Here is a 22649-nt window from a genome sequence, read left to right on the forward strand (position 1 = left end):
TATCAGGTGAGTCGGTCGATGCAGGAGTTGCTGCGGCAGATCGACCCGATCTGCGCAGTCCCCGGCTGCGCCACGATCGTCACCACCAGCGGCGAAAGTGACCACATCGAAGAATTCGACCACCAGCATCCAGACCGGGGTGGCCCCACCAGCCCCCAGAACCTCCACCGGCTCTGCTACAGCCATCACCGGCTGAAAACCCTCGGGCTCATCGACCCGATCCGCGACCCCAACACCGGGGTGACCACCTGGACTGCCCGAACCCGCGGACGCAGCCGCCCCTTGACCGAAACCGCACGCAACACCGACCTCGTCACCCGCGAGCTCGGCGACCACCTGCGGGTTATCTGGAACTCCTACCTCGAACGCGAGGAAGACGCCCACCGCCGAGCACGGGGTGAAGCGGTAGACGAAGAGAGCGAGCCAGCCGCAGACCCACCCAGCCCCGCTGCCCCGCTTTACGACCCCGAGCACCCGCCGTACTGAGAGCACCGCTCTCGCCGAGCCCCATCCACGAACGGCACTCTGACGACCGGCCACCTGCAGTATGCGCGCGGCCGGTCGCCTGAGTACCGTCCGCGGAACCAGCTGGGCGGGCTTGTCCCAGCAGTCCCGCACCGCTCACGCCCCGAGCTCGCGCAACCGCGCGCGGGCCATCACCGCTATCGCGAGCACCGCCACGAGCGCCCCGCCAGCCAGTGCCAGCGCCCCCACCTGCGTCACCAGCCCCCACAGCACCGCCCCGGCTGCGAGCGCCAGCAGCACCGCGTCCGACTGCCAGGCGAGCATTCCGAGCACCGCTCCATCGCCCTGTGCAGTAGGCATCGGCGTCATGAGCTTCAGCGGCATCGGTCCCTTCGCCGCATCCCGCGCCCGCCCCGCGACCAGCGCCGGCACCAGCAACACCGGCAGCAGCACCGGCACCATCAGCACGGGCAGCGTCACGTTCCCTCCGCCCACGCCCTCCGCGCCCAGTGCCAGCAGGCCCGCCACCCCACCGGCCAACGCCCCGAGCATGAGCACCCCAGTCGGGGCGAGAGCATGCAGCAGCACCTGCACCCCGGCGCGCTGGCCGAACAGCGCCGGTGCCCCCAGCGTCGCGACCCCATGCCGGATCCCGTCCACGAACGGCCCCGTCCCCACCCACAGCGCGAGCGAACCCAGCAGCATCGCCCCCACTCCGAGCGGCCCCGTCAGAACCTGCGCCACGACCAGCAGCCCCGCGCCCAGCAGCACCCCCGCCAGACCCCCGAGCGTCCGCTCCGGGCTGCGCAGCCAGCCGACCACGTCCCGGCGCACGTACAGCAGCGTCAGCGGCCCGCCGCCAACCGCCCGAAGGCTCCGGCCCGTGCTCGGTGGCGGCCGCAGCGACCCCGCCGCACCCGCCACATCACCGCTGGTCACCATGCCTGTGGCGCTCTGCCAGCGCAACGCCTGCTCGAGCAGCACCCACCCCCGCAGCCGATCGAGCGCAAGCACCGACCCCGCCGCCGCCACCGCTCCTGCCCCGCCGAGCACAGCGGCGAGCGCCCACGGCACCCCATCGGCCAGCGTCCAGCCCCATGGCGGCAGCAGCCACGCCCCCACCGCCGCAAGCGTGAGCAGGCCCGCCACCACGCCACGGCCGCGCGAGCTCAGCAGCTGGCCGGCCAGCCACGCTCCGCCCAGCAGCAGCGCCACCCCGGCAGCCACCGCCCCGAGGGCCACCAGCCCCATCGGCTCCGCATACCCGGCACCCAGCAGTGTCGCCCCCACCACGCCGGCGAGCAGCAGCCCCGCTGCCACCAGCGCCAGCAGGGACCGAGCGAGGGGCCGCCACAGCACCCGTCGGCGCGAGATCGGTCCCGCCGCGAGCGTCGCGGTCAGGAACGGGGCCAGCAGTGCCGGACCGCGCACCGCCCCCACCAGCACCGTCGCCGCGCCCCCGCCGAGCAGCGCCGCCATCAGCATCCCGGGCGTGCGGGCATCCAGCAGCACCGGCAGCACATCCGGCCGCGCGAGGAACAGTCCCGCACTGCGCAGGGCCGGCGCCCCGAACACCAGCACTGTCATCACCGTGAGGTAGACGATATAGAGCAGGTCCATGGCGCTGCGGGCACTCGCGCGCCCCGCCCAGACCTGCCGGGCCGGCCCCAGCGGGTCGCTCACACCTCCCCCTCGAGGTGCAGCCGGCGATCCGCGAGCTCCTCAAGCAGCCGCGGGCTATGCGTGGCGAGAACCGTAGCAACCCCCGCCTGCGCCCGGGAGCACAGCGCCGCGATGACCAGCCCCAGCCGCTCGGGGTCCAGCCGCTGCTCGGGCTCATCGAGCAGCAGTACCTGCGCCGGACGCGCGAGGGTCAGGGCGAGGGACACCAGCTGCGTCTGCCCGCTCGAGAGCTCATGCGGGAATCGCCGCGCAAGCGCCGTGACTCCCAACTCCTCCAGCAGCGCATCGGCCTGCTGCTCCGCCTCCGCCGCTGCCGTCCCCCAGGTCGCGGCGATGAACTGCAGATGCTCCCGCACCGTGAGATCGCGCGAGGTCTGCGGCGGGCCGATGAGCGCGGCGAGCGCCGTGCGGAATCCGCGGTCGCGGTCATCGGGGCGGCGCCCCAGGATACGCACCTCCCCCGCCGTGGGTTCGAGGATCCCGGCGAGCACGCGCAGCAGCGTCGTCTTGCCGCTGCCGTTCGCGCCGGTCAGGGCGAGCACCTCTCCGGCCGCCACGGAGCCGCTCGCCTCCAGCAGCATCACCGCTTCATCGGCCACCACACCCACGCCGTCGAAGCGCACCACTGCCACATCGGTTGGCGTGGTGGAGAGCGACGGCGCGGAGGTTCGATGATGTCGAAGCACCGCCCCATTGCACCGCATGAGAGTGGGCTGCTTCCTCCGACGATGGTCGCGATCTGGACGGGACGCGCTCGCGATCTGCCCCGACACGCCCCGATCTGGACCGGACGCGCTCTCGACCTGCCCCACCCACACCGCCTACCCCCACGCCCCTCTCACACTGTGAGACGTCACCCTCTAGATTTCGTGTCAGATCCGTGAGATCATAGAGAGGCGCCGACGTAGGTGCCGCCACCCTGTACCTGCAGGCCGAGCGGCACTCGAGCCGCCCCGACGTTTCCACTCCCCCGGTCCTGCGACCGTGGACGCCGCGCGGCCGCCCCGACCCCACCAGGGCCGTGGGTACCGGCGGCGCACAGGTCAACCCAGGAGGTAAGAGCTTGTCCGTCGCGACCCCCGCCCCGAAGATCGGTGAGGTCCTCACCCACCCCGTCCATGGCCCCGTCAGCATCGTGGCCACCTGCACCCGCACTGTGCGCGGCGAGGAAAGGGACTACGTGGACCTGGAGGTCATCGGCGACGAGATGCGCATCTCCGTCCCCGCCGACGGCAAGGACGTGATCGGCCTGCGCCCGCTGCTGGCCGAGAAGGAGATCGCAGAGCTCATCGCGAAGCTCGCCGAGCCCATCGAGATCCCCACCAAGAAGGCGTCCTGGGCCCATCGCATCAAGTCCCTGCAGATGCAGCTGCAGACCGGCCGTATCAGCGACCGCGTCGAGGTGATCCGCAACATCATGCGCGATTCCGGCGGCGTGCCCTCCTCCCTCGCGGAGCGCAATCTGCTGCGCCAGGCCGTGGGCCCGCTGGCCTCCGAGGTCGCGATCGCCCGCGACATCTCCCTTGATGAGGCCACTGAGCTGCTGCAGAGCACCGCTGAGGGTGCCCTCGAGTCCAAGGCCGCCTGAGCCGACCTCTCACCACGTTGCCCCGCGTCACGTCCTCCCGCGCACCCCGCCGGAGGGTGTGACGCGGGGCAGTGTGCGTGCGAGCCACGCTCCTCCGGCGAGGCACAGTGCCCCGGTGACCGCCCCGGCCGCTGCCACCGGCGCAAGCAGCGTGATCCCGGAGACCAGCAGCGGCGCGACCAGCCGCCCGCCCCCGAGCATCGTGTTCCACCAGGCGAGATAGCCGGTCCGCCCATGCACCGGGGAGACATCGATCCCGAGGGTCATCACGATCCCCGACCCCAGGCCGTTGCTCACCGCGATCAGCAGCATCGGCACCACGAGCGCGACCACGGCTGCCGCCTCACCCCGCCCCGCCAGCAGCGTGCCCAGCACCGCGAGCAGCACGAACCCGGCTCCGAGCCCGAGCGCGCACGGCACCGCCGCGGCGGCCCGGCCATAGCGGTCCATGAGCGTGCCCGCCGGGACCACCAGCAGGATCTCGACGGACGCCCCGACCCCGAAGACGATCGAGATCCACAGGGCGTCCAGGCCCAGCGCCGCCCCCAGCAGCGGCACGATCACCGGGCGGTTCACCCGCGCCATCATCACCGGTGCGATCCCCGCGCCGACGGACACCATCCGTGCCAGCACCGCCCGGTCCAGGCGCCGACGGGCCGGGCTGCGCGGCAGCTTCCGCCCCGGCCCTGCGGTGCGCACCGTGCGCTCCCCCGGCGGGAGGAACAGCGCGATGAGCGCGGTGCCAGCCCCGACCACCACCGCGAACAGCAGGAACACCGCGGGGATCGACCAGCTGGCCATCACCGCCGCACCGAGCAGCGGACCGACCACCTCTCCCAGGCGCAGCACCCCACCGAACAGGGTCATGCCGCGGGCCCGCATCGTCGGCGGCAGGGCGGTGCCCAGATACGACTGTCGGCCCAGCTGCCACACCTGGGTGGCGGCGGCGATGACCACCAGCAGCGCCACGAACAGCGCGCGCTCCATCGGCCCGCTGGGCGCATCGAGAGCCGCGTTCAGCAGGGCGAACAGCGCCAGGCCCGCACCGACCAGCAGGACCCCGGTGCCGACGAGGGCCGGGCGAGCGCCGAGCCGAGCGATCAGCCGCCCCGCCGGAATCGGCCCCAGGAAGGAGGCGGCGCCGAAGATCACCGTGAGCCCCGCGGACTGCGGCACGTTGAACCCCAGGTCAAGGGCGATCAGCGGCACGAGTGGGAGCAGTGCCGCCAGTCCCGTGAACTCCAGGAAGGTTGGGGCGTACACCGAGGGGATGAGGGTGCGCAGCACCCTCGCCGTCGGCCCGTCGATGGCGGTCAAACCTCCGCGGTCTCGGCGATCGCGATGCTCTCCGCGTTCCGCGCGACCTGCTCATCCATGCCCGCGGCAATCGCCTCCGCGGTCCAGCGCACCGCCCAGGCGCGCCGATGCTCCGCCCCCTCGACACTGCTCAGCCACGCCGGGGTGGGCGTCGGGACGGGCGCCAGGCACGTGGTGGCCCAGCCGCCCGTCTGCGCCGCGAGCGCCAGCAGCGCGATCTCCCAGCCGATCGCGAGGGCCGCCGCTCCGCGCCGTGCGAAATCCGCAGCGTCCATCACCGCGCTGTGCCGCAGACACAGCCGGGTGGTGCCGTCGTCCTCCGGGTCCAGCCGCACCAGCAGCGGCCCCTCGGCCCCGGGCTGCTGCCAGTCCACGAGCAGTCGATGTGGCTCGGCGATCTCCACCACGGTGCCCTCGGCCGGGGACGCCCCCACTCCCGGGGACTCGAAGCCGGAGCCCTCGCTGAGCTGGCCGCGCACCGGGCCGAACCACTGCGCGAGCTCGTGCGGGTCTGTGATCAGCGGCCACACCTGGGCGGGGGCCAGGGAGAGATTGGTGGTGAGGGTGAGCACGACCTGCACATGCGGGTGTCCCTCGTGACTGGTGCGGGTATCGATCTCGAGCTCGCGGCGCACCGCGTCGAGCACCGGCAGCGACTGCGTGAGGGTCATCGTCTCCTCGATAGGTCGGGCTGCTCCGCCCCGGTGCGCGGGCACGGGAGCGGACGCAGGCAGAGTAGCCCACTGCGCGCCGACCTGCCATAGCGTCGGCCGACGCGCAGGATCCGCGGTGCGCCGCGCCCACCAGGACGGACCCGTAGCATGACCGGTGTGAGTGACGCACAGAGCTTCAGCCGGGACGCTTTCACGGGCCATCTGTTCGATCTGGACGGCGTGATCACGCCGACCGCCGAGGTGCACATGCGGGCGTGGGCGCGCATGTTCCAGGGATTTTTGGACTCGCGCGGGGTCACCGAGCCGTACACCGATGAGGACTACTTCGCGTACGTGGATGGCAAGCCGCGGTACGACGGGGTGCGCTCCTTCCTCACCTCACGCGGCATCGAGCTGCCCGAGGGGGAGGACGCCGACGCCGCCGACCAGGCCGCCGGTAAGGAGACCGTCCGCGGGCTCGGCAACCGCAAGAACGACATGGTGCTCACCCTGATCCGCACCGAGGGCGTCGCGCCCTACCCCGGCACCGTCGCCTACCTCGATGCGCTGGGGTCGCAGGCGCGCCTGGCGATCGTCTCCTCCTCCCGCAATGCGGAGGAGGTGCTCACCAGCGCCGGGCTGCGCGAGCGCTTCGAGCACATCGTGGACGGCAATGTGGCGCGGGCCGAGGGACTGCCGGGCAAGCCCGCCCCGGACACCTTCGAGCACGCCGCGGACCTGCTCGGCGTCCCGCATGAGCAGTGCGTGGTGTACGAGGATGCGGTCTCGGGGGTGCAGGCCGGGGCGGCCGGGCGTTTCGGCGCGGTGATCGGGGTGGACCGCGGGGCGGGGCATGACGTCCTCGCGCGCGCCGGCGCGACCCTGGTGGTCTCCGATCTGGAGGAGCTGGCATGACCCGTCTGCGCAATGTGCCCGCGGACCCGGTGGACCGCACCCGGTTGCCGGTGGATCCCTGGCGCCTGGTGGAAGCCCGGCCCGGCGGTGACCCGGGCGTCATGGAGACGCTCTTCGCCACCGCGAACGGCTACCTGGGGATGCGAGCCACGCCCGAGGAGGGGCGGGATGTCGCCCACTACGGGACCTTCCTCAACGGCTTCCATGAAACCTGGTCGATCCACCACGCCGAGAGCGCCTTCGGCTTCGCCAAGACCGGGCAGACGATGATCTCCGTCCCCGATTCCTCGGTGCTCAAGCTCTACGTGGACGATGAGCCGCTGCTGCTGACCATCGCGGATCTTGAGAGCTACGAGCGCTGGATCGACTTCCGCGAAGGAGTGCTGCGCCGCGAGCTGATCTGGCGCACTCCGGCCGGCAAGCGCGTGCAGGTGTCCTCCTCGCGCATGGTCTCCTTCACCCAGCGCCACCTCGCCCTCATGGAACTGCAGGTCACGATGCTTGACGGGGCCGCCCCGGTGGCGGTCTCCTCGCAGATCATCAATCGGCAGGATGTGGCCGATGACTTCGGCAAGGGCGGCGGCGGGTCCTCCCCCATCACCGATAAGGACGATCCGCGGCGCACCACCGACTTCACGCACCGCGTGCTCGAGCCGCTGCAGGACTGGCACAGCGAGCGCCGGATGCTGCTGGGCTACCGGGTGGCGCAGTCCGGCATGACTCTCGCCGTGGGCGCCGACCACGAGGTGGAGTGCGAGGCCGAGATGGAATACCTCATCGACACCATGCCGGACCTGGGCCGGCAGGTGGTGCGCGGGCACCTCGAGCAGGGGCAGACCCTCACCGTCCGCAAGGCAGTGACCTACCACTCCTCCCGCTCCGTGCCGCATCGCGAGCTGTTCGACCGCTGCCGGCGCACTCTGGACCGGGTGCGCGAGGAGGGCTTTTCCACCCATTACGACCAGCAGCGCGAGTACCTCGCGGACTTCTGGACCAGCTCAGATGTCCAGCTGCCGGGCCAGGATGCCGCCCAGCAGGCCACCCGCTGGTGCCTGTTCCAGCTGGCGCAGGCCGCGGCCCGCTCCGACCAGTGGGGCATCCCCGCCAAGGGCGTGACGGGCTCCGGCTACGAGGGCCACTACTTCTGGGACAGCGAGGTGTACGTCGTCCCGTTCCTGACGTTCACCCAGCCGCGCTGGGCCCGTAACGCCCTGCGCTTCCGCACCAACCTGCTGCCCAAGGCGCGTGAGCGCGCCCGCGAGCTGAACCAGCGCGGAGCCCTGTTCCCGTGGCGGACCATCAACGGGGATGAGGCCAGCGCCTACTACGCCGCCGGCACCGCGCAGTACCACATCGATGCGGACGTCGCCTACGCCTTCGCGCAGTACGTGGACGTCACCGGGGATCAGGATTTCCAGCATCGCGACGGGGTGCGGGTGCTCGTGGAGACCGCCCGACTGTGGGCGGACCTCGGGTTCTGGCGGCACATGGCCGATGGCTCCGCGAGCTTCCACATCAACGGCGTGACCGGCCCGGATGAGTACACCACCGTGGTGAACAACAACATGTTCACCAATGTCATGGCGCGCTACAACCTGCGCCGCGCCTGCCGGGCGGTGCGCGAGCTGCAGGAGGCGGATCCGACGGCCTACGAGGCCCTGCGGGTGGAGCTCGAGCTCGATGAGCTCGAAGTGGAGCAGTGGAACGAATGCGCCGACGGGATGTTCATCGCCAAGGACGAGACGCTGGGCATCCACCTGCAGGAGGACCGGTTCCTGGAGCGGGAGGTGTGGGACCTGTCCTCCACCCCCGAGGAGGCCTTCCCGCTGCTGCTGAACTTCCACCCGCTGGTGATCTACCGCTTCCAGGTGATCAAGCAGGCCGATGTAGTGCTGGCCCTGTTCCTGCGCGGCAGCGAGTTCACGGCCGAGGAGAAGCGCCGCAACTTCGAGTACTACGACCCGATCACCACGGGTGATTCCTCCCTCTCGGCGGTGGTGCAGTGCATCATGGCCGCCGAGGTGGGGCACCAGAAGGCGGCGCTTGACTATTTCCGGGCCGGACTGTTCGTGGACCTCGGGGACCTGCACCACAACGCGGCCGACGGCGTGCACATCGCCTCCGCGGGCGGGGTGTGGAACGCCCTCGTGCATGGCTTCGGCGGGATGCGGCAGGACGAGGGCCGCATCTCCTTCGACCCGCGCCTGCCGGCCGACTGGCCGGAGCTGCGCTTCCCGCTGACGGTGCGCGGCTCCCGGTTCCGGGTGCGTCTGGTGCGCGAGGCGATCAGCTTCACCCTCGAGACCGGGGAGCCGCTCGCGGTCACGGTGCGTGGGCAGGAGGTCACCATCACGGCCGACGGGGTCACCGTGCCGCTCGAGGACCAGGGACCGCTGCTGTCCGATGAGGTGCTGACCCATCCCGTGGGGCTCGGCGACGCCCGGGCCGACGGCTCGATCATGACGTCCTTCGTGCCGAGCGACCCCGAGGACCCGTGGGAGTACCCCGTCCTCAGCGACCCGGACGAGATCATCGAGAACAGCTGATGGCCCGCGAGGTCGAGATCCCGCGGCCGCGCCTGAGCGTGCTGCACGTGCTGAACCGGGTGCGCATGCGACTGCTGGACATCCAGGTGTGGGACGTGGCCGGGACGATGACCTTCTACCTCGTGCTCTCGCTGTTCCCCGGCGCCGTCGCGGTGGTGTCGCTGATGAGCCTGATCGGGGTGGAGCACGAGACCCTCACCGCGATCTCGGAGATCACCGGGGAGATCTTCCCGACCTTCGATCCGCGCCCGTACCTCGTAGCCATCCAGGCGGTGTCCTCGGCCGGCGGCGGCCTGTGGGGGCTGGCGCTGGGCACCATCGGCTCCCTGCTCTCGGCCTCCAACGGCGTAGCGGCCTTCCACCGAGCGCTGCACCGCGTCTACGACACCCGAGAAGGACGCCCCTTCCTGTGGTTCCGCACCATTGTGTTCGGGGAGACGGTGCTGATCGTCGCTGTCGTGCTGCTCAGCATTGGCATGCTGATCGTCGGTGGCGGGGCGTCGCAGCGCATCGGTGAGCTGATCGGCATCCCCACCATCGCCTTCGAGGCCTGGAACCTCGTGAAATGGCCGATCCTGCTGATCATCCTGATCATCGGGGTCTCCGGCGCGTACTACCTGTTCCCCAATGTGCGCCTGCCCCGCTACCGGGTGATGACCCTGGGCTCGGTGCTCAGCGTGCTCGTGCTGTTCGGCACCGCGCTGCTGGCCGGGCGGCTGATGGAATATGCCACGCGCTTCGCCGAAGTGCTGACCGTCCTGAACGGCCTGATCGCGATCCTGCTGCTGATGTGGGTGGCGAACATCGTGGTGGTCTCCGGCGCGGCGCTGGACGCCGAGTTCCTGCGCGCCCGCCAGATCGCGTCCGGCATCCCGGCCTGGCATCACATCGAGCTGCAGCCGCATGCACGGCATACCCTGGACTTCCTGGCCTCGGATGCGGATCACGCGGAAGAGCTGGGCCGCACCGTCGCCGAGGCGGTGCGTGCCAAGCGGCCGCTGCGTCGCGAGCGCAGCCCCTGGATCGTCGACGCCGCCCACCCCCTGGCAGTGAACCCGCCCAAGAGCCATCCCGTGACCAGCACGCCCGAAGAAGGAGACCCCTCCGCATGACCGTCCGCCCGATCACGATCGTCGGCCATCGCGCCCTGTCCCAGCGCACCCGCAAAGTCCGCGAGATCACCGATGAGATCCGCGAACTGGTGGCCGACATGGTCGAGACCAGCGCGGCGGCCAACGGGGCCGGGCTCGCAGCCCCGCAGGTCGGCTCCCGCTGGCGACTGTTCGTCTACTCCTGCACCGACGGGCAGGGGCAGATGCGCCGCGGCGTCGTGATCAACCCGGTGCTGGAGCGCTTCGGCGGCCTGGTGCTGGATGAGGAGACCCTCGAGGGCTGCCTCTCCGTGCCCGGGGAGGGTTTCCCCACCGCCCGGTATCGCGGCGCGCGCGTGAGGGGCATCGACCTCGAGGGCCAGGAGATCGTCGTGGAGGACGAGGGCGGGGTGCTCGCCCGCGCCCTGCAGCACGAGGTCGACCACCTCGAGGGCATGCTCTACCTGGACCGGCTCTCCCCGGCCCGGCGGCGGGAGGCCCTCGATGCGGTGACCGCCCGAGGCTGGCGCGCCCGGTCCCTGCGCTCGTGGGACCCGCGCGAGGTCGAGGCGCCCGATGTGTGAGCCCGCCGTGTGAACCCCCTGACGTCCGGCGCAGGGCCCGATGCTGTCCAGCATCCGCTGACTATCCTGTGGCTATGGAACGTCCCTGCCTGTCTCGTCGTCACGCCCTCCTCGTCCCCGCCACCGCGGCAGCCGGCGTCGGAGCCCTCGCGGCCTGCGCCCCCGAGGATCAGGGCTTCGGGACCAATGCGCCCGTGCGCGCCGAGGACGGTGCGGTGCCGCTCGCGGACATCCCCGAGAACACCAGCACGCTCGTGAACTTCGGTGGCCAGCAGCCCTTCGTGCTCGTGGTCCGCGGCGAGGGCGAGGACGTCACCGCCTACTCTGGCTACTGCACCCACAACGGCTGCGCCCTGCGCGAGGTCGAGGATCAGCTGGACTGCCCCTGCCACGGCTCCCGCTTCGACGCCACGACCGGCGAAGTGCTCGTGGGCCCGGCCACGCGGCACCTGCCCGAGGTGGCGGTCCGCATTGAGGGCGACACCCTGCAGCGGGACGGCTGACCGTGCAGCTGCATCAGACCTCGAAGGGCCTCCGGCCCCACCGGGACGTGGTCAGCTTCGTGCGGCGCGGCGAACGGCTGAGCACTGAGCAGCAGCAGGCGTGGGACGCGCTGGCCGAGCAGTACGTGCTGGATCCGCCGCGCGCCCACCGCGATACGCTGCCCGCCGCCGGGGAGACGCTGGATGTGCCCGCCCTGTTCGGGCGGACGGCACCGCTCGTGGTGGAGGTCGGCTCCGGCCAGGGGGAGAACCTCGTCGCCGCTGCTCTCGCCCACCCGGAGCGTGACTTCCTGGGGGTCGAGGTGTACGCGCCCGGCCTCGCCCAGACCCTGGTGCGGCTACAGGAGGCGGCCGGGCAGGACGGCGCTGACCTGCCGCAGAACCTGCGGATGCTGCCGCTGGATGCGCAGCGGGCCCTGCCGCAGATGCTGCCATCGGCGTCGATCGATGAGCTGTGGGTGTATTTCGCCGATCCGTGGCCCAAACAGCGCCACCACAAGCGGCGGCTGATCAACCCGCCGTTCCTGGATGCGGTGCTGCCGCTGCTGCGGGAGGGCGCCGCCTTCCGCCTCGCGACCGACTGGGCGCAGTACGCTCACCACATGCGCTTCCAGCTCGATGCACGCCCCGAGCTGGAGCTGCTGTTCCCGCAGGGCCCGCGGCCCGACGGGGACTCCACCGATGCCGTGCCCGAGACCATGGCGATGACCGGCTGGGCACCGCGTTTCGCAGGTCGGGTGAAGACAGGTTTTGAGGCCAAGGGCCGACGGGCCGGGCGCCTCATCTGGGATCTTGCGTACACCCGGGTGGCAGAGCCCGGGACCGACGACGGCACCGCCGGAGAGGGGTCGGCATGACCGGGAACGATGATCTGGAGCTGCCCGCGGAGTGGGACGCGGACGAGGATCCGCAGCGCGACCGGCGCGGCGGCCGCCGCGCCGCCCTGATCGCGCTGGGCCTGGTGGCCGTGCTGGTCCTCGGCGTCGGCCTGGTGGTGGGCAACTACCTGCGCGGCCTGCAGAACTCCTATGAGAAGCGCACCGTCGTGGAGATCACCCGCGGCCCCTCCGATGGCGAGGCCCCCGCCCCCGTCGAGGGCAGCGGCCAGAACTTCCTGCTGCTGGGCTCGGACAAGCGCTCCCCCGAGGCGGCCGCCGCCTCCGGGGTGTACGGACAGCGCTCGGACGTGATGATGCTCGTGCATGTCAGCGAGGACAAGGACGCGGTGTATGTCATGTCCTTCCCCCGTGACCTGTACGTGGACATCCCCGGGCACGGGAAGGACCGCATCAATGCCGCCCTCGCCTTCGGCGGGGTGAGCCTCGCGGTGACCACGGTGGAGAACTACGTGGGCGTGCCGATCGACCATGTGGCCCTGGTGGACTTCGACGGCATCCAGGGACTCGTGGACACCCTCGGCGGGGTCGAGGTGCAGGTGCCCACGAACTTCACCGCGGACGGCCACACCTTCACCGAGGGAATGCAGCAGATGAACGGCGAGCAGGCGCTGGTGTTCGTGCGCCAGCGCAAGCAGTTCGCCGACGGCGACTTCCAGCGCAACCGCAATCAGCAGGCCCTGCTCAAGGGCATCGCGGACAAGCTCATCAGCCGCGACACTCTCACCGACCCCGGCAAGCTCGCGAACACGGTCGAGTCCATCTCCCCGTTCCTCACCACGGATGCGGGGCTGAGCTCCACCGAGATGGTGCAGCTGGGGCTGTCGCTGCGCTCCATCCGCGGCGGAGACATCTACTACCTCTCGGTCCCCCACGGGGAACCGACCACCACCAGCGGCGGAGCGAGCGTGGTGGCCACCGATGAGGAGGAGATGGCCGTGCTGCGGGAGGCTCTGCGCACGGATTCGATGGGAACCTATTACGCTCAGAACGCCGGCCGCTACTGAGGGCCGACGCCGCTTCGCTCACCCCTGGGAGGACCCCGTGGCCAATCCGATCGTGACCATCGCCGTTCCCATCGCCGGGTTCATCGCCGCACGCCTGGGCTCCCAGGCGGCCTCCGCCGGGTGGGGCGCCGTGTTCGGGGAGGAGGCCCCCACCCCGAAGAAGCAGAAGGCCGCGGAGAAGGCCGCTGCGCAGCGCCGCAAGGAGCTCAAGAAGGAAGGGGCCTCGAAGGCAGAGATCTCCGCGGTGCGCAACCCGGAGGATGAGACCCCGGTCTGGAAGATCGTGCTGTGGACGACGATCTCCGGCCTCGTGCTGCAGGGGCTGCGCGTGGCGGCGCAGCGCGGCACCAAGGCCGGGTTGGAGCGGGCCATGAGCCGTCGGCCCCGCTCCAACCGCGGCTGAGTCTCAGAACTCCGGGACGTCCACGCCCGGGTGGAGGGTGTCCGGGGCGTCGCCGGTGACCAGGAAGCCCACACGGCGCACCAGGGAGACCGCGTGGTCGCCGATGCGCTCGTAGAAGCGGATCAGCAGCGTCATGTCGATGATCTGGGCGTTGGTGTACTCGTCCTGGCCGCCGCGCGCGATCTGACGGGAGATCTCGAGCATCAGCTCGTCCATCTCGTCGTCACGCTTCTCGACCTGCGCGGCCAGCGCGAGGTCCCGCTCGGCGATGACCTCGCAGGCATCCTTGAGGGCGGCCCGGGCCAGCTCGCTCATGCGCACGATCTGCTCGCGGTGCCGCTCGGGCACGGCCAGCTCGGGGTTGGCGCGGCGGGCGGTCAGGGCGACGTGCGCGGCCAGATCACCCATGCGCTCGAGCGACGAGCTCATGCGCAGCGTCGCGACGAGCAGCCGCAGATCGGTGGCCACGGGCGACTGCCGGGCCAGCAGTTCGACGGCCTTCGCATCGAGCTCGACCTGACGGGAGTCGATGTGGGGATCGGCCGTGATGACCCGCTCGGCGAGGGCGAGGTCCCCCTCGAGCAGGGCGGTGGACGCGTCCTGGATGGCGGTGTCGACCAGCCCGGCCATGTCGATCAGGTCGTCGACGATGTGCCGCAGGTCGCTCTGGTACGCCTCGCGCATAGTGATGCTCCTTGACTGTGTACGAACGTCAGCGCCGATGCTCGCAACTCGGAATGAACGGAGGTCGACGGCTGGTGAACACGAAGCGTAGCTGGCATGAACGCTTCAGGACATCGCGTCACCGGGCCGGGCGTGGCGCCCGGGAGGCGATGCGGGGATCTAGGCTGGATCAGTGCCCCTGTCTGCTCTGCTCCTGCTCGCCGCGGCAATCGGTCTGGTGATCGGCGTCGCGGCGACGCTCGCGCTCGCCCGTTCGGACCGTCGGCACCACGAGGAGGCCCCCGCCCCCGCGGAGCAGCGCGTGCCGGAGGCCGCCGCGGAGGTGCTGGCGATCCTCTCGTCCGCATACGTCGTGCTGGACTCCAGCGGTGACGTCCTGCGCGCCTCGCCGCTGGCCTATTCCTACGGCATCGTCCGCGCTGCCGAGGGTGATTACCCGCGGCTCGCCAGCCGCGAACTGATGGAGCTGGCCGCCGATGTGGGCCGCAACGGCGGCTACCGCGATGAGCGCCTGACGCTGCGCCGCTCGACCGGGCAGGACACCGACGCGGTCATCGACGTGCGGGTGGGCGCCCTGGGTGAGCGCGGCGCGCTGCTGCTGGCCGATGACCTCACGCGGGCGGTCCGCGTCGAGGAGACCCGCCGCGACTTCGTCGCCAATGTCTCCCATGAGCTGAAGACCCCCGTCGGCGCAATCACCCTGCTGGCCGAGACGATGGAGGACGCCGCCGAGGACCCCGATGCGGTGCGCCGCTTCGCGGAGCGCATGCAGACCGAGACCCGGCGCCTGTCCCACCTGGTGCAGGAGATCATCGAGCTGTCGCGGGTGCAGGGCGGCTCCGCCCTGCCCGATGCGACGCCGGTGGAGATCGACGAGGTGGTCGAGGAGGCCGTCGCGCTGAACCGCAACTTCGCGCTCGGCTCACAGATCGAGATCGCCGTGGGTGGCACCCCGGGGCTGCGGGTGTACGGCTCGGTCGCGATGCTCACCACGGCGCTGTCGAACCTGATCTCCAACGCGATCTCCTACTCCGATGCGGACACCCGCGTGGGAGTGTCGGTGCGCCGCGACGGCGGCATGGTGGAGATCTCCGTGAAGGACCAGGGCATCGGCATCTCCAAGGAGAACCTGGAGCGGGTGTTCGAGCGCTTCTTCCGCGTGGACCGGGCGCGCTCACGCAGCACCGGCGGCTCAGGACTGGGCCTGGCGATCGTCAAGCACATCGCGACCGACCACGGCGGCGAGGTCACCGCCTGGTCGATGCGCGGCCAGGGCTCCACCTTCACGCTGCGGCTGCCGGAGATGGGCCGCACCGAGACCATCACCGTGGGCGGCCGCCCGGCGGGCGAGTCCGCCCCGGCCGCCTCAACCTCGGCCGCGGACGCCTGACGTACCGTGGCCATGGAACACCGTGCCGAAAGGGGCAGATGAGATGACGCGGATCCTGATCGTCGAGGACGAGGAGTCGTTCTCCGACCCGCTGTCCTACACCCTCCGCAAGGAGGGCTACGAGGTGGCGGTGGCCGACAACGGCACCGACGGGCTGCGCATCTTCTCCGCCCACGGCGCCGACCTCGTGCTGCTGGACCTCATGCTGCCCGGGATGAGCGGCACCGAGGTGTGCCGGGAGATCCGGCGGACCTCCACCGTCCCGGTGATCATGCTGACCGCCAAGGACGACGAGTTCGACAAGGTGCTGGGCCTGGAGCTGGGCGCCGATGACTACGTGACCAAGCCGTACTCCTCCCGCGAGCTGCTGGCCCGCATCAAGGCGGTGCTGCGGCGCGGCCAGGACTCCGCGGAGGCGCAGGAGGATGCGCCCCTGACGGCCGGGCACATCATGATGGATGTGGAGCGCCACGTGGTCCAGGTCCATGGGCAGGATGTGGCGCTGCCGCTCAAGGAGTTCGAGCTGCTGGAGATGCTGCTGCGCAATGTGGATCGGGTGCTGACCCGCGGCCAGCTCATCGACCGGGTGTGGGGCGCGAACTATGTCGGCGACACCAAGACGCTGGATGTGCACGTCAAGCGGCTGCGCGCGAAGATCGAGGATGACCCGAAGAACCCCGTGCACCTGGTGACGGTGCGGGGCCTGGGCTACAAGTTCGAATCCGGCTCCTGAACCGGGGCGGGGCTCAGGCCCCGCCGTCGGAGGCGGCCGAACCCTCAGCGTCCTGGTAGTACGTCACGTCCCCGGTGATCGTGGGCAGAGAGCTGGTCTCGCTCTGCCCTTCCGCGGCGACCTCCAGCTGCAGCACCGCCCCGGGCACGACATCGCCCACATTCGCCTCCACGAGCTGCTGGCCCTGGCCCGCACCGAACTCCTGCACGCCCTGCGGCTCCAGGGACACCGAGGTGGAGAACACCGTGGTGCCCTCCGCGGTCATGCCGGTCAGCTCAAGAGTGACCGGCTCCTCGCTGTAGTTCACGGCGGTGCCGGTCAGATGCGCGGAGCCGTCCTCGCCGATGAAGACCGCGGCATTGCGGATCCCGGAGTGCATCGCGCCATCCACCTCGATGGTGGCGTTCATGCCGTCGCCGGCCTGGTAGAACTCATGGGTCTGCGTCGGGGACATGACCGAGCAACCGCTGGCGGCCAGGGCCAGGCCCACAGCAGCGGCAGAGAGCACGAGACGGCGGGAGGGACGCACAGAGGACTCCTGTTCGGTGCCGCGCAGGCGGCGGGAGAGGACGGGACAGCGTCCACAGAGTACCGCACGGGCCAGGAGCGGCCGCGCTAGACTGGCCTGCGGAAAGGGGACCCCCACATGAACTATGCCGTCGGCGAGACCGTCGTCTACCCGCATCACGGTGCCGCGCTGATCGAAGAGGTCACCACACGCATCATCAAGGGCGAAGAGCGCACCTACCTGAAGCTCAAAGTCGCTCAGGGTGATCTGACGATCGAGGTTCCCGCCGACAACGTCGACATGGTGGGGGTGCGGGACGTGGTGGATTCCGAGGGCCTCGAGGAGGTCTTCGACGTGCTGCGCCAGCCGTACATCGAGGAGCCCACCAACTGGTCTCGCCGCTACAAGGCGAATGTGGAGAAGCTCGCCTCCGGCGATGTGAAGAAGGTTGCCGAGGTGGTGCGGGACCTGTGGCGCCGCGATCAGGATCGCGGCCTGTCCGCCGGGGAGAAGCGCATGTTGGCCAAGGCCCGGCAGATCCTCGTCTCCGAGCTCGCCCTGGCTCAGAAGACCGATGAGACCGCCGCCGAGGGCATCCTCGACGAGGTCCTCGCCTCCTGAGCTGGCTGACCTCCCCCACCCCATGGCACTGACCTTCGACCCGGCGACGGTGCGTCCGCTGATTCCGGCCCTGGCCCCGGCGGCGGCGGGAGTCGCGCACGGCCGGGAGGCACCCTGCCTGACCCTGCTGGGCGGCAGCCGACTGATCGACCGCCTGCTGCACACCCTCGAGCAGCTGGGTCTCGGCGCACCCATCGTGCTCGCCCCGGCCCCCGCGCTGGCAGCGCTGCGGCAGGCCCTGCCGTCGGCGGTGCAGGTGCGCGGGGTCGAGGGCGATCGATCCGCCGCCCTGCGTGAGGGTCTCGCCGCCACGGACGCCCCGCTGCTGCTGATCCATGATGCGGAGCGGGCGCTCACCCCCCGCAGCGTGATCGAGCAGGTGCTGGGGGCGCTCACCGCTGACGTGGATGCGGTGGTGCCGGTCACGGCCGTGACGGACTCGGTGAAGGCGGTGCGGTCCGACGGGCTGCACAATGTGGACCGCGAGTCCCTGGCCACGCTGCAGAGCCCCCGGCTGCTGCGGCGCGAGCTGCTCGAGCAGGTTCTTGCCGCCCCTGCGGATGGGGGGACTGACGAAATCCAGCTGGCTCTCGCGCACGGGGCGCAGGTGCGCACGGTGCCCGGCTCCCATGCGGGCGCCGCGATCGTGGATCGGCTCAGCCTGTGGCAGGCGCAGATCTCCCTGGGGCTGGCCCGGGACACCTCGCATCGCCACGGCCTGGCCCGCAGCTGACGGGCTCAGCGGGGGCGGGACTCAGCGGCGGCGGCTGCGAGCCACGGCGCGGAACTCGCCGAGCATGCGCCGCGGCTTGGACAGCAGACTGCGCGGCAGCGAACTGGCCAGCTCCCCCGGATCCCGGCGCAGGCGCCGCAGCAGGCGGCGCGGCTTGGAGCTGATGCGCTGGCGCAGGTCCGGCAGGTAGTCCTCCGAGACGTCCAGGCGCGTCACGGCGCCGCAGCCGGTGCACTGGATCTCGGTGACGAACCGACCGGCGTACACCACCGCGTGCTCTGCCTCCTCATTGCAGGCGGTGCAGCGCAGGTAGCTCTCCTCGACGCTCATCGGCTCCTCCTCAGCGGGACCTCAAACCTAGCGCGGCCACCACATCCTGGGCGAGCAGGAGGTCCTGCGCGTAGGTGATCTTGAAGTTCGTCTCCTCGCCGCGCACCCAGGTCACGGGGATATCCGTGTATTGCTCGGCGCAGGAGGCGGTGTCGGTGCCCACGAAGCCGTCCCGGGCCGCCGCCTCATAGGCATCCAGGATCGGGCTGGCCCGAAAACCCTGCGGGGTCTGCACCCGCACCATCGTCTCGTTCCCGACGCCGGGGGCCAGGCGCTCCCCCGGGGCGATGCCGACGAGGTCCTCGGCGGGGATGCCGGGGACGGCCCCGCCGGACTCCCGGGCGGCATGCAGCACCGCGGAGGCCAGGCCATGAGAGACCAGCGGACGGGCGGCGTCATGGATCAGCACGGTGTCCACCGCTCCGGAGTCGATGCGGTCGGCCAGATGCCGCAGCGCCAGCAGCTCCGACTCCTGGCGGGTGGAACCGCCGGGGATGATCTCCAGCGGGCACTCGGTCTCTCGGGTGGCCACGAAGCGGGCGTGTTCGAGGTCCTCGGGCCGCACCACGAACACCAGCAGGCCCACGCCCTGCACGGTGGCCAGGGTGTTCAGCCCCCAGGCGGCGATGGAACGGCCGGACAGCTGCAGGAAGGCCTTGTTGATCCCCGCGCCGACGCGGGTGCCAGAGCCCCCGGCGAGCACCACGGCAGCGGCCCGTCCGTGCAGGCGGGGGCGGCGGTGTCGGCGGATCTGGCTCACCCCGGCATCGTAGACGTCCGCAGTGATCATGATGGAACCGCACAGCGCCTCGTGACAGAATCGACGACTGCCGCCCGTGCCCGCTGTCGCTGTCTGTCAGGAGATCGCATGCTCACCATCGCCGTCGTGTGCGGCGCCGGGATCGCCACCTCCGCGCTGATCGCCGGTCAGGTCCGCGATCACATCGCAGCCTCCGGGCATCGCGCCCACGTCACGCAGGCCACCGTGATGGACCTGCTCTCCCCCGACTTCCAGGCCGATCTCGTGGTCTCGACCGTGGATCTGCCACCGGCGCTGGGCATCCCGGTGGTCTCCGCGATGCCGCTGCTGCTGCAGACCAACCCGGCCCAGACGTTCACGGACATCGACACGCTGCTGGCCCGCATCACCGGCACCGCGGGAGGGAAGGACGCCCGATGAACACCGATCGCACGATCGATACTGCGCCGATGCCGCTGCCGCGCGTGGGCACCGGCGTGGATGTGCACGCTGTGGCCCCGGAGGGAGCGGACCGCGAGCTGTGGGTGGCCGGGCTGCTCTGGCCCGGCGAGCGCGGGCTCGTGGGTCACTCGGACGCCGATGTGGCCTGCCACGCGGCCTGCGATGCGCTGTTCGCGGCGGCTGGCATCGGGGACCTGGGGTCCCATTTCGGGGTCGCTGACCCGCAGTGGGCCGGTGCGGCCGGGGCGACGATGCTGCGCGAGGCCGCCCGTCGGGTACGGGAGGCCGGGTATCGGATTGGGAGTATCTCGGTGCAGGTGGTGGGGAATCGGCCCCGCCTGGCGACCCGCCGTGAGGAGGCCGTCGCGGTGATGAGCGAAGCCGCCGGCGCCCCCGTCTCCGTCTCCGGCACCACCACCGACGCCCTGGGCCTGACCGGCCGCGGGGAGGGCGTCGCGGCGATCGCCACCGCCCTCGTGGTGGCGCTGCCCCAGCCCGCGAAGGAGGCCTGATGAGCACCACCGAACAGTCCGCTGACCGCACCCCGCTGCCCACGTCGGCAGCGGATGTGGAGGCTGCCGCTGAGCAGCTGGCCCCGGTGCTGCGCCGCACCCCGCTGGAGATGTGCCCGCGGCTGAGCGAGATCGCCGGGGTGCCGGTGTGGCTCAAGCGGGAGGACCTGCAGTCGGTGCGGTCCTACAAGCTGCGCGGCGCCCACCTGTTCATCGGCTCCCTGGAGCCCGCCGCGCGGGAGGCCGGGGTGGTGGCGGCGAGCGCCGGCAATCACGCCCAGGGCGTCGCGCGGGCCTGCCGCAGCCTGGGCATTCCCGGCCGGATCTACGTGCCGAGCACCACGCCGCGGCAGAAGCGCGAGCGGATCACCGCGATCGGCGGGGACCTCGTGGAGCTGGTGCTGGTGGGCGATACCTTCGACGATGCTGCGGAGGCCGCCGCCCGGGATGCGGAGACCAGCGGCGCCACGATGGTCCCGCCCTTCGATCATCCGCGGATCATGGCCGGGCAGGGCACGGTCGCGCTCGAGGCCGCCGAGCAGCTGCACCTCGAGCACGGCCGCGAGGTGGGCACGCTGGTGCTGCCGGTGGGCGGCGGAGGGCTGCTGGGCGGCTGCGGGGCGTGGCTGCGTGAGCGTCTGCCGGGGGCCCGGATCGTGGGTGTCGAGCCCGCGGGGGCGCCGTCGATGGCGGCGGCCCTGCGCGCGGGACGCCCCGTCGCGTTACCGGATATGGACCGTTTCGTGGACGGTGCGGCGGTGCGCACCGTCGGCGCCGCACCGCTGGCGATGGCGCAGGCGCTGCAACCGGATCTCCTGGCCGTCGACGAAGGGGCGGTGTGCACCGAGATGCTGGCCCTGTACCAGGTCGATGGCATCATCGCCGAGCCGGCGGGGGCGCTCGCGGCCTCCGCCGTCGCCACCGGCGCACTCGGGGATCTCACGGGGGCCGATGGGGATGTGGTGGTCGTAGTCTCCGGCGGCAACAATGACGTCTCGCGGTACAACGAGGTGGTCGAGCGTTCCCTGGTCCACGAGGGCCTCAAGCACTACTTCCTGGTGACGTTCCCGCAGGAGCCGGGAGCGCTGCGCCGCTTCCTGGACCGGGTGCTGGGCCCCACCGATGACATCGTGCTGTTCGACTACATCAAGCGCAACAACCGCGAGGAGGGCCCGGCCCTGGTGGGCCTCGAGATCAGCGCGAAGGAGGATCTCGAGCCGCTGATGGCCCGCATGGCGGCCTCGCGGATGGAGATCGAGCGGATCGACCCGCGCGACCCGATCTACCGCTACCTCACCTGAGGGGCCGAGCCCCCGCTCAGGACTCGGCGCGTGCGGCGACGGCGGAGCTCACGATCTCGTCCAGGCCGTGCTGCGCCGACCAGCCCAGGGTCTGGGCGATGCGGTCCGCCGAGCAGATCAGGCGGGCCGGGTCCCCGGCGCGGCGCGGCCCCATCTCCGGGGTGATCTCGATGCCCTTGGCGCGGGCGATCGCCTCGATCACCTCGAGGACGCTCGACCCGGTGCCGGTGCCCACATTGAACACCCGGTGCGGGCGGTCCTCGCCGCGCAGGTAGTCCAGGGCGGCCAGATGCGCTTCGGCGAGGTCCAGCACGTGCACGTAATCGCGGATGCAGGTGCCATCGGGCGTGTCGTAGTCATCGCCGAACACAACCGGCGCCTTCCCCTGCGCGAGACGGTCCAGGACGATCGGCACAAGGTTCATCACCGCGGTGTCGGCTAGCTCGGGCCAGCCGGCCCCGGCCACGTTGAAGTAGCGCAGCCCCACGGTACGCATCCCGTGGGCGCGCTCGGCATCGGCCAGCATCCACTCCCCCACGTACTTCGTGGCGCCGTAGGGATTGATGGGCTGCGGTGTGAGGTCCTCGGTCACCAGGTCCACATCCGGCACGCCGTACACGGCGGCCGAGGAGGAGAACACAACATCGCGCACCTGGGCGGAGGCGCAGGCCGCGAGGACGTTGGCGAGCCCGCCCACGTTGTCGTGCCAGTACATCTCCGGCTTCTCGACGGACTCCCCCACCTGCTTGTGGGCGGCGAAGTGGATGACCGAGTCCGCGCCCGAGGCGCGCAGGTGGAAGGCGAGCTTCTCCCGGGCATCCGGGAGGGTGACATCGAGTTCGATGAGCTCCGCTCCCGCGGTGCGCTCACGCAGGCCGGTGGAGAGGTCATCGACCACGACCACCTCCCGGTCCTGCTCCAGCAGGAGCCGCACCACGTGCGACCCGATGTACCCGGCACCACCGATCACGAGAGTCGTCATGGC

The 22649-nt window shown here is 71.1% G+C and carries 26 protein-coding genes; 17 read left to right on the forward strand and 9 right to left on the reverse strand.

Going from position 1 to position 22649, the window contains the following annotated elements:
* The coding region (locus tag CJ197_RS06915) for an HNH endonuclease signature motif containing protein (RefSeq protein ID WP_233190703.1) at positions 1–486 on the forward strand (486 nt) is incomplete at its 5' end.
* A 135-nt stretch (positions 487–621) separates the two neighbouring features.
* Here the strand turns inward: CJ197_RS06915 and CJ197_RS15800 are convergent.
* Together CJ197_RS15800 and CJ197_RS06925 are read right to left on the reverse strand one after the other, a co-directional pair.
* Positions 622–2148, reverse strand: coding sequence for a hypothetical protein (locus CJ197_RS15800; RefSeq protein ID WP_102236018.1), 1527 nt, complete (start codon positions 2146–2148; stop codon positions 622–624).
* Positions 2145–2834, reverse strand: coding sequence for an ABC transporter ATP-binding protein (locus CJ197_RS06925; RefSeq protein WP_233190705.1), 690 nt, complete (start codon positions 2832–2834; stop codon positions 2145–2147). Before CJ197_RS06925 ends, CJ197_RS15800 begins: the two co-directional genes overlap by 4 nt.
* A gap of 377 nt (positions 2835–3211) precedes the next feature.
* Here CJ197_RS06925 and CJ197_RS06930 point away from each other — a divergent pair, with 377 nt between their 5' ends.
* Positions 3212–3736 carry a CarD family transcriptional regulator gene (locus tag CJ197_RS06930; protein ID WP_102236020.1) on the forward strand — a complete coding sequence of 175 codons (525 nt, stop codon included), beginning with the start codon at positions 3212–3214 and terminating at the stop codon, positions 3734–3736.
* 27 nt (positions 3737–3763) lie between these two features.
* Here the strand turns inward: CJ197_RS06930 and CJ197_RS06935 are convergent, their stop codons facing one another.
* A complete protein-coding gene (locus tag CJ197_RS06935) occupies positions 3764–5053 on the reverse strand; it encodes an MFS transporter (protein WP_233190707.1) in 1290 nt (429 codons plus the stop codon).
* Positions 5050–5724, reverse strand: a complete 675-nt coding sequence (locus tag CJ197_RS06940) for an SRPBCC domain-containing protein (RefSeq protein ID WP_102236022.1) — start codon at positions 5722–5724, stop codon at positions 5050–5052. Before CJ197_RS06940 ends, CJ197_RS06935 begins: the two co-directional genes overlap by 4 nt.
* 150 nt (positions 5725–5874) lie before the next feature.
* On the opposite strand from CJ197_RS06940, the gene CJ197_RS06945 reads away from it, so the two are divergent.
* The 8 genes from CJ197_RS06945 to CJ197_RS06980 all read left to right on the forward strand — a co-directional run bounded on the left by CJ197_RS06945 (position 5875) and on the right by CJ197_RS06980 (position 13651).
* Complete coding sequence (locus CJ197_RS06945; RefSeq protein ID WP_102236023.1) at positions 5875–6621, forward strand: HAD family phosphatase; 747 nt, start codon at positions 5875–5877, stop codon at positions 6619–6621.
* Complete coding sequence (locus CJ197_RS06950) at positions 6618–9167, forward strand: glycoside hydrolase family 65 protein (protein ID WP_102236024.1); 2550 nt, start codon at positions 6618–6620, stop codon at positions 9165–9167. The genes CJ197_RS06945 and CJ197_RS06950 overlap by 4 nt, the downstream gene beginning before the upstream one ends.
* Positions 9167–10279 carry a YihY/virulence factor BrkB family protein gene (locus CJ197_RS06955; protein WP_102236025.1) on the forward strand — a complete coding sequence of 371 codons (1113 nt, stop codon included), beginning with the start codon at positions 9167–9169 and terminating at the stop codon, positions 10277–10279. The genes CJ197_RS06950 and CJ197_RS06955 overlap by 1 nt, the downstream gene beginning before the upstream one ends.
* Positions 10276–10842 (forward strand): peptide deformylase, encoded by a 567-nt coding sequence (gene def / locus CJ197_RS06960; RefSeq protein WP_102236026.1) that lies wholly within the window; start codon positions 10276–10278, stop codon positions 10840–10842. The genes CJ197_RS06955 and def overlap by 4 nt, the downstream gene beginning before the upstream one ends.
* A gap of 74 nt (positions 10843–10916) precedes the next feature.
* Positions 10917–11345 (forward strand): ubiquinol-cytochrome c reductase iron-sulfur subunit, encoded by a 429-nt coding sequence (locus tag CJ197_RS06965; protein WP_102236027.1) that lies wholly within the window; start codon positions 10917–10919, stop codon positions 11343–11345.
* A gap of 2 nt (positions 11346–11347) precedes the next feature.
* Positions 11348–12202, forward strand: coding sequence for a tRNA (guanosine(46)-N7)-methyltransferase TrmB (gene trmB, locus CJ197_RS06970; protein WP_233190708.1), 855 nt, complete (start codon positions 11348–11350; stop codon positions 12200–12202).
* On the forward strand, positions 12199–13248 hold the full coding sequence (locus CJ197_RS06975) for an LCP family protein (protein ID WP_102236029.1): 1050 nt from the start codon (positions 12199–12201) through the stop codon (positions 13246–13248). Before trmB ends, CJ197_RS06975 begins: the two co-directional genes overlap by 4 nt.
* A 52-nt stretch (positions 13249–13300) precedes the next feature.
* A complete protein-coding gene (locus CJ197_RS06980; protein ID WP_233190710.1) occupies positions 13301–13651 on the forward strand; it encodes a DUF4235 domain-containing protein in 351 nt (116 codons plus the stop codon).
* Between the two features lie 3 nt (positions 13652–13654).
* Here CJ197_RS06980 and phoU read toward each other — a convergent pair whose 3' ends face one another.
* Entirely contained in the window at positions 13655–14335 is a 681-nt protein-coding gene (gene phoU / locus CJ197_RS06985) for a phosphate signaling complex protein PhoU (protein ID WP_102236031.1), read from the reverse strand.
* A gap of 172 nt (positions 14336–14507) precedes the next feature.
* On the opposite strand from phoU, the gene CJ197_RS06990 reads away from it, so the two are divergent.
* The gene (locus tag CJ197_RS06990) at positions 14508–15725 is read left to right on the forward strand and encodes a cell wall metabolism sensor histidine kinase WalK (protein ID WP_102236032.1); all 1218 of its coding nucleotides are present in this window, start codon (positions 14508–14510) and stop codon (positions 15723–15725) included.
* A gap of 43 nt (positions 15726–15768) precedes the next feature.
* On the forward strand, positions 15769–16458 hold the full coding sequence (locus CJ197_RS06995; protein WP_102236033.1) for a response regulator transcription factor: 690 nt from the start codon (positions 15769–15771) through the stop codon (positions 16456–16458).
* 13 nt (positions 16459–16471) lie between these two features.
* Here the strand turns inward: CJ197_RS06995 and CJ197_RS07000 are convergent, their stop codons facing one another.
* Positions 16472–16987, reverse strand: coding sequence for a hypothetical protein (locus CJ197_RS07000; RefSeq protein ID WP_102236034.1), 516 nt, complete (start codon positions 16985–16987; stop codon positions 16472–16474).
* Positions 16988–17104: 117 nt separating this feature from the next.
* Here CJ197_RS07000 and CJ197_RS07005 point away from each other — a divergent pair, with 117 nt between their 5' ends.
* Entirely contained in the window at positions 17105–17587 is a 483-nt protein-coding gene (locus tag CJ197_RS07005) for a CarD family transcriptional regulator (protein ID WP_102236035.1), read from the forward strand.
* 22 nt (positions 17588–17609) lie between these two features.
* Positions 17610–18320 (forward strand): 2-C-methyl-D-erythritol 4-phosphate cytidylyltransferase, encoded by a 711-nt coding sequence (locus tag CJ197_RS07010; RefSeq protein ID WP_102236036.1) that lies wholly within the window; start codon positions 17610–17612, stop codon positions 18318–18320.
* Positions 18321–18341: 21 nt separating this feature from the next.
* Here the strand turns inward: CJ197_RS07010 and CJ197_RS07015 are convergent, their stop codons facing one another.
* Positions 18342–18650: a hypothetical protein gene (locus CJ197_RS07015; protein WP_102236037.1), complete on the reverse strand. Its 309-nt coding sequence runs from the start codon at positions 18648–18650 to the stop codon at positions 18342–18344.
* Between the two features lie 10 nt (positions 18651–18660).
* Complete coding sequence (locus tag CJ197_RS07020; RefSeq protein ID WP_233190713.1) at positions 18661–19440, reverse strand: 2-C-methyl-D-erythritol 4-phosphate cytidylyltransferase; 780 nt, start codon at positions 19438–19440, stop codon at positions 18661–18663.
* A 78-nt stretch (positions 19441–19518) separates the two neighbouring features.
* Here CJ197_RS07020 and CJ197_RS07025 point away from each other — a divergent pair, with 78 nt between their 5' ends.
* Genes CJ197_RS07025 through ilvA form a run of 3 tightly spaced genes read left to right on the forward strand, consistent with a single transcriptional unit; the run spans position 19519 to position 21664 of the window.
* The gene (locus CJ197_RS07025) at positions 19519–19830 is read left to right on the forward strand and encodes a PTS sugar transporter subunit IIB (RefSeq protein ID WP_102236038.1); all 312 of its coding nucleotides are present in this window, start codon (positions 19519–19521) and stop codon (positions 19828–19830) included.
* Positions 19827–20363, forward strand: a complete 537-nt coding sequence (gene ispF / locus CJ197_RS07030; protein ID WP_102236039.1) for a 2-C-methyl-D-erythritol 2,4-cyclodiphosphate synthase — start codon at positions 19827–19829, stop codon at positions 20361–20363. The genes CJ197_RS07025 and ispF overlap by 4 nt, the downstream gene beginning before the upstream one ends.
* Positions 20363–21664: a threonine ammonia-lyase IlvA gene (ilvA, locus tag CJ197_RS07035; protein WP_102236040.1), complete on the forward strand. Its 1302-nt coding sequence runs from the start codon at positions 20363–20365 to the stop codon at positions 21662–21664. Before ispF ends, ilvA begins: the two co-directional genes overlap by 1 nt.
* 16 nt (positions 21665–21680) lie before the next feature.
* Here the strand turns inward: ilvA and galE are convergent, their stop codons facing one another.
* Positions 21681–22646 (reverse strand): UDP-glucose 4-epimerase GalE, encoded by a 966-nt coding sequence (gene galE, locus CJ197_RS07040; RefSeq protein ID WP_102236041.1) that lies wholly within the window; start codon positions 22644–22646, stop codon positions 21681–21683.
* Positions 22647–22649 lie beyond the last annotated feature (3 nt).

This window comes from Brachybacterium sp. UMB0905, assembly GCF_002871795.1.
Classification (GTDB): Bacteria; Actinomycetota; Actinomycetes; order Actinomycetales; family Dermabacteraceae; genus Brachybacterium.

Bases quoted from the DNA above. Each gene is read 5' to 3' on its own strand.
- galE (WP_102236041.1), bottom strand. From the start codon at position 22,646: ATGACGACTCTCGTGATCGGTGGTGCCGGGTACATCGGGTCGCACGTG.
- CJ197_RS06955 (WP_102236025.1), top strand. From the start codon at position 9,167: ATGGCCCGCGAGGTCGAGATCCCGCGGCCGCGCCTGAGCGTGCTGCAC.
- def (WP_102236026.1), top strand. From the start codon at position 10,276: ATGACCGTCCGCCCGATCACGATCGTCGGCCATCGCGCCCTGTCCCAG.
- ispF (WP_102236039.1), top strand. From the start codon at position 19,827: ATGAACACCGATCGCACGATCGATACTGCGCCGATGCCGCTGCCGCGC.
- CJ197_RS07010 (WP_102236036.1), top strand. From the start codon at position 17,610: ATGGCACTGACCTTCGACCCGGCGACGGTGCGTCCGCTGATTCCGGCC.
- CJ197_RS06940 (WP_102236022.1), bottom strand. From the start codon at position 5,724: ATGACCCTCACGCAGTCGCTGCCGGTGCTCGACGCGGTGCGCCGCGAG.
- CJ197_RS07015 (WP_102236037.1), bottom strand. From the start codon at position 18,650: ATGAGCGTCGAGGAGAGCTACCTGCGCTGCACCGCCTGCAATGAGGAG.
- CJ197_RS06965 (WP_102236027.1), top strand. From the start codon at position 10,917: ATGGAACGTCCCTGCCTGTCTCGTCGTCACGCCCTCCTCGTCCCCGCC.
- phoU (WP_102236031.1), bottom strand. From the start codon at position 14,335: ATGCGCGAGGCGTACCAGAGCGACCTGCGGCACATCGTCGACGACCTG.
- CJ197_RS06975 (WP_102236029.1), top strand. From the start codon at position 12,199: ATGACCGGGAACGATGATCTGGAGCTGCCCGCGGAGTGGGACGCGGAC.
- CJ197_RS07020 (WP_233190713.1), bottom strand. From the start codon at position 19,440: ATGATCACTGCGGACGTCTACGATGCCGGGGTGAGCCAGATCCGCCGA.
- CJ197_RS07025 (WP_102236038.1), top strand. From the start codon at position 19,519: ATGCTCACCATCGCCGTCGTGTGCGGCGCCGGGATCGCCACCTCCGCG.
- CJ197_RS06950 (WP_102236024.1), top strand. From the start codon at position 6,618: ATGACCCGTCTGCGCAATGTGCCCGCGGACCCGGTGGACCGCACCCGG.
- CJ197_RS06945 (WP_102236023.1), top strand. From the start codon at position 5,875: ATGACCGGTGTGAGTGACGCACAGAGCTTCAGCCGGGACGCTTTCACG.
- CJ197_RS07005 (WP_102236035.1), top strand. From the start codon at position 17,105: ATGAACTATGCCGTCGGCGAGACCGTCGTCTACCCGCATCACGGTGCC.
- ilvA (WP_102236040.1), top strand. From the start codon at position 20,363: ATGAGCACCACCGAACAGTCCGCTGACCGCACCCCGCTGCCCACGTCG.
- CJ197_RS06995 (WP_102236033.1), top strand. From the start codon at position 15,769: ATGACGCGGATCCTGATCGTCGAGGACGAGGAGTCGTTCTCCGACCCG.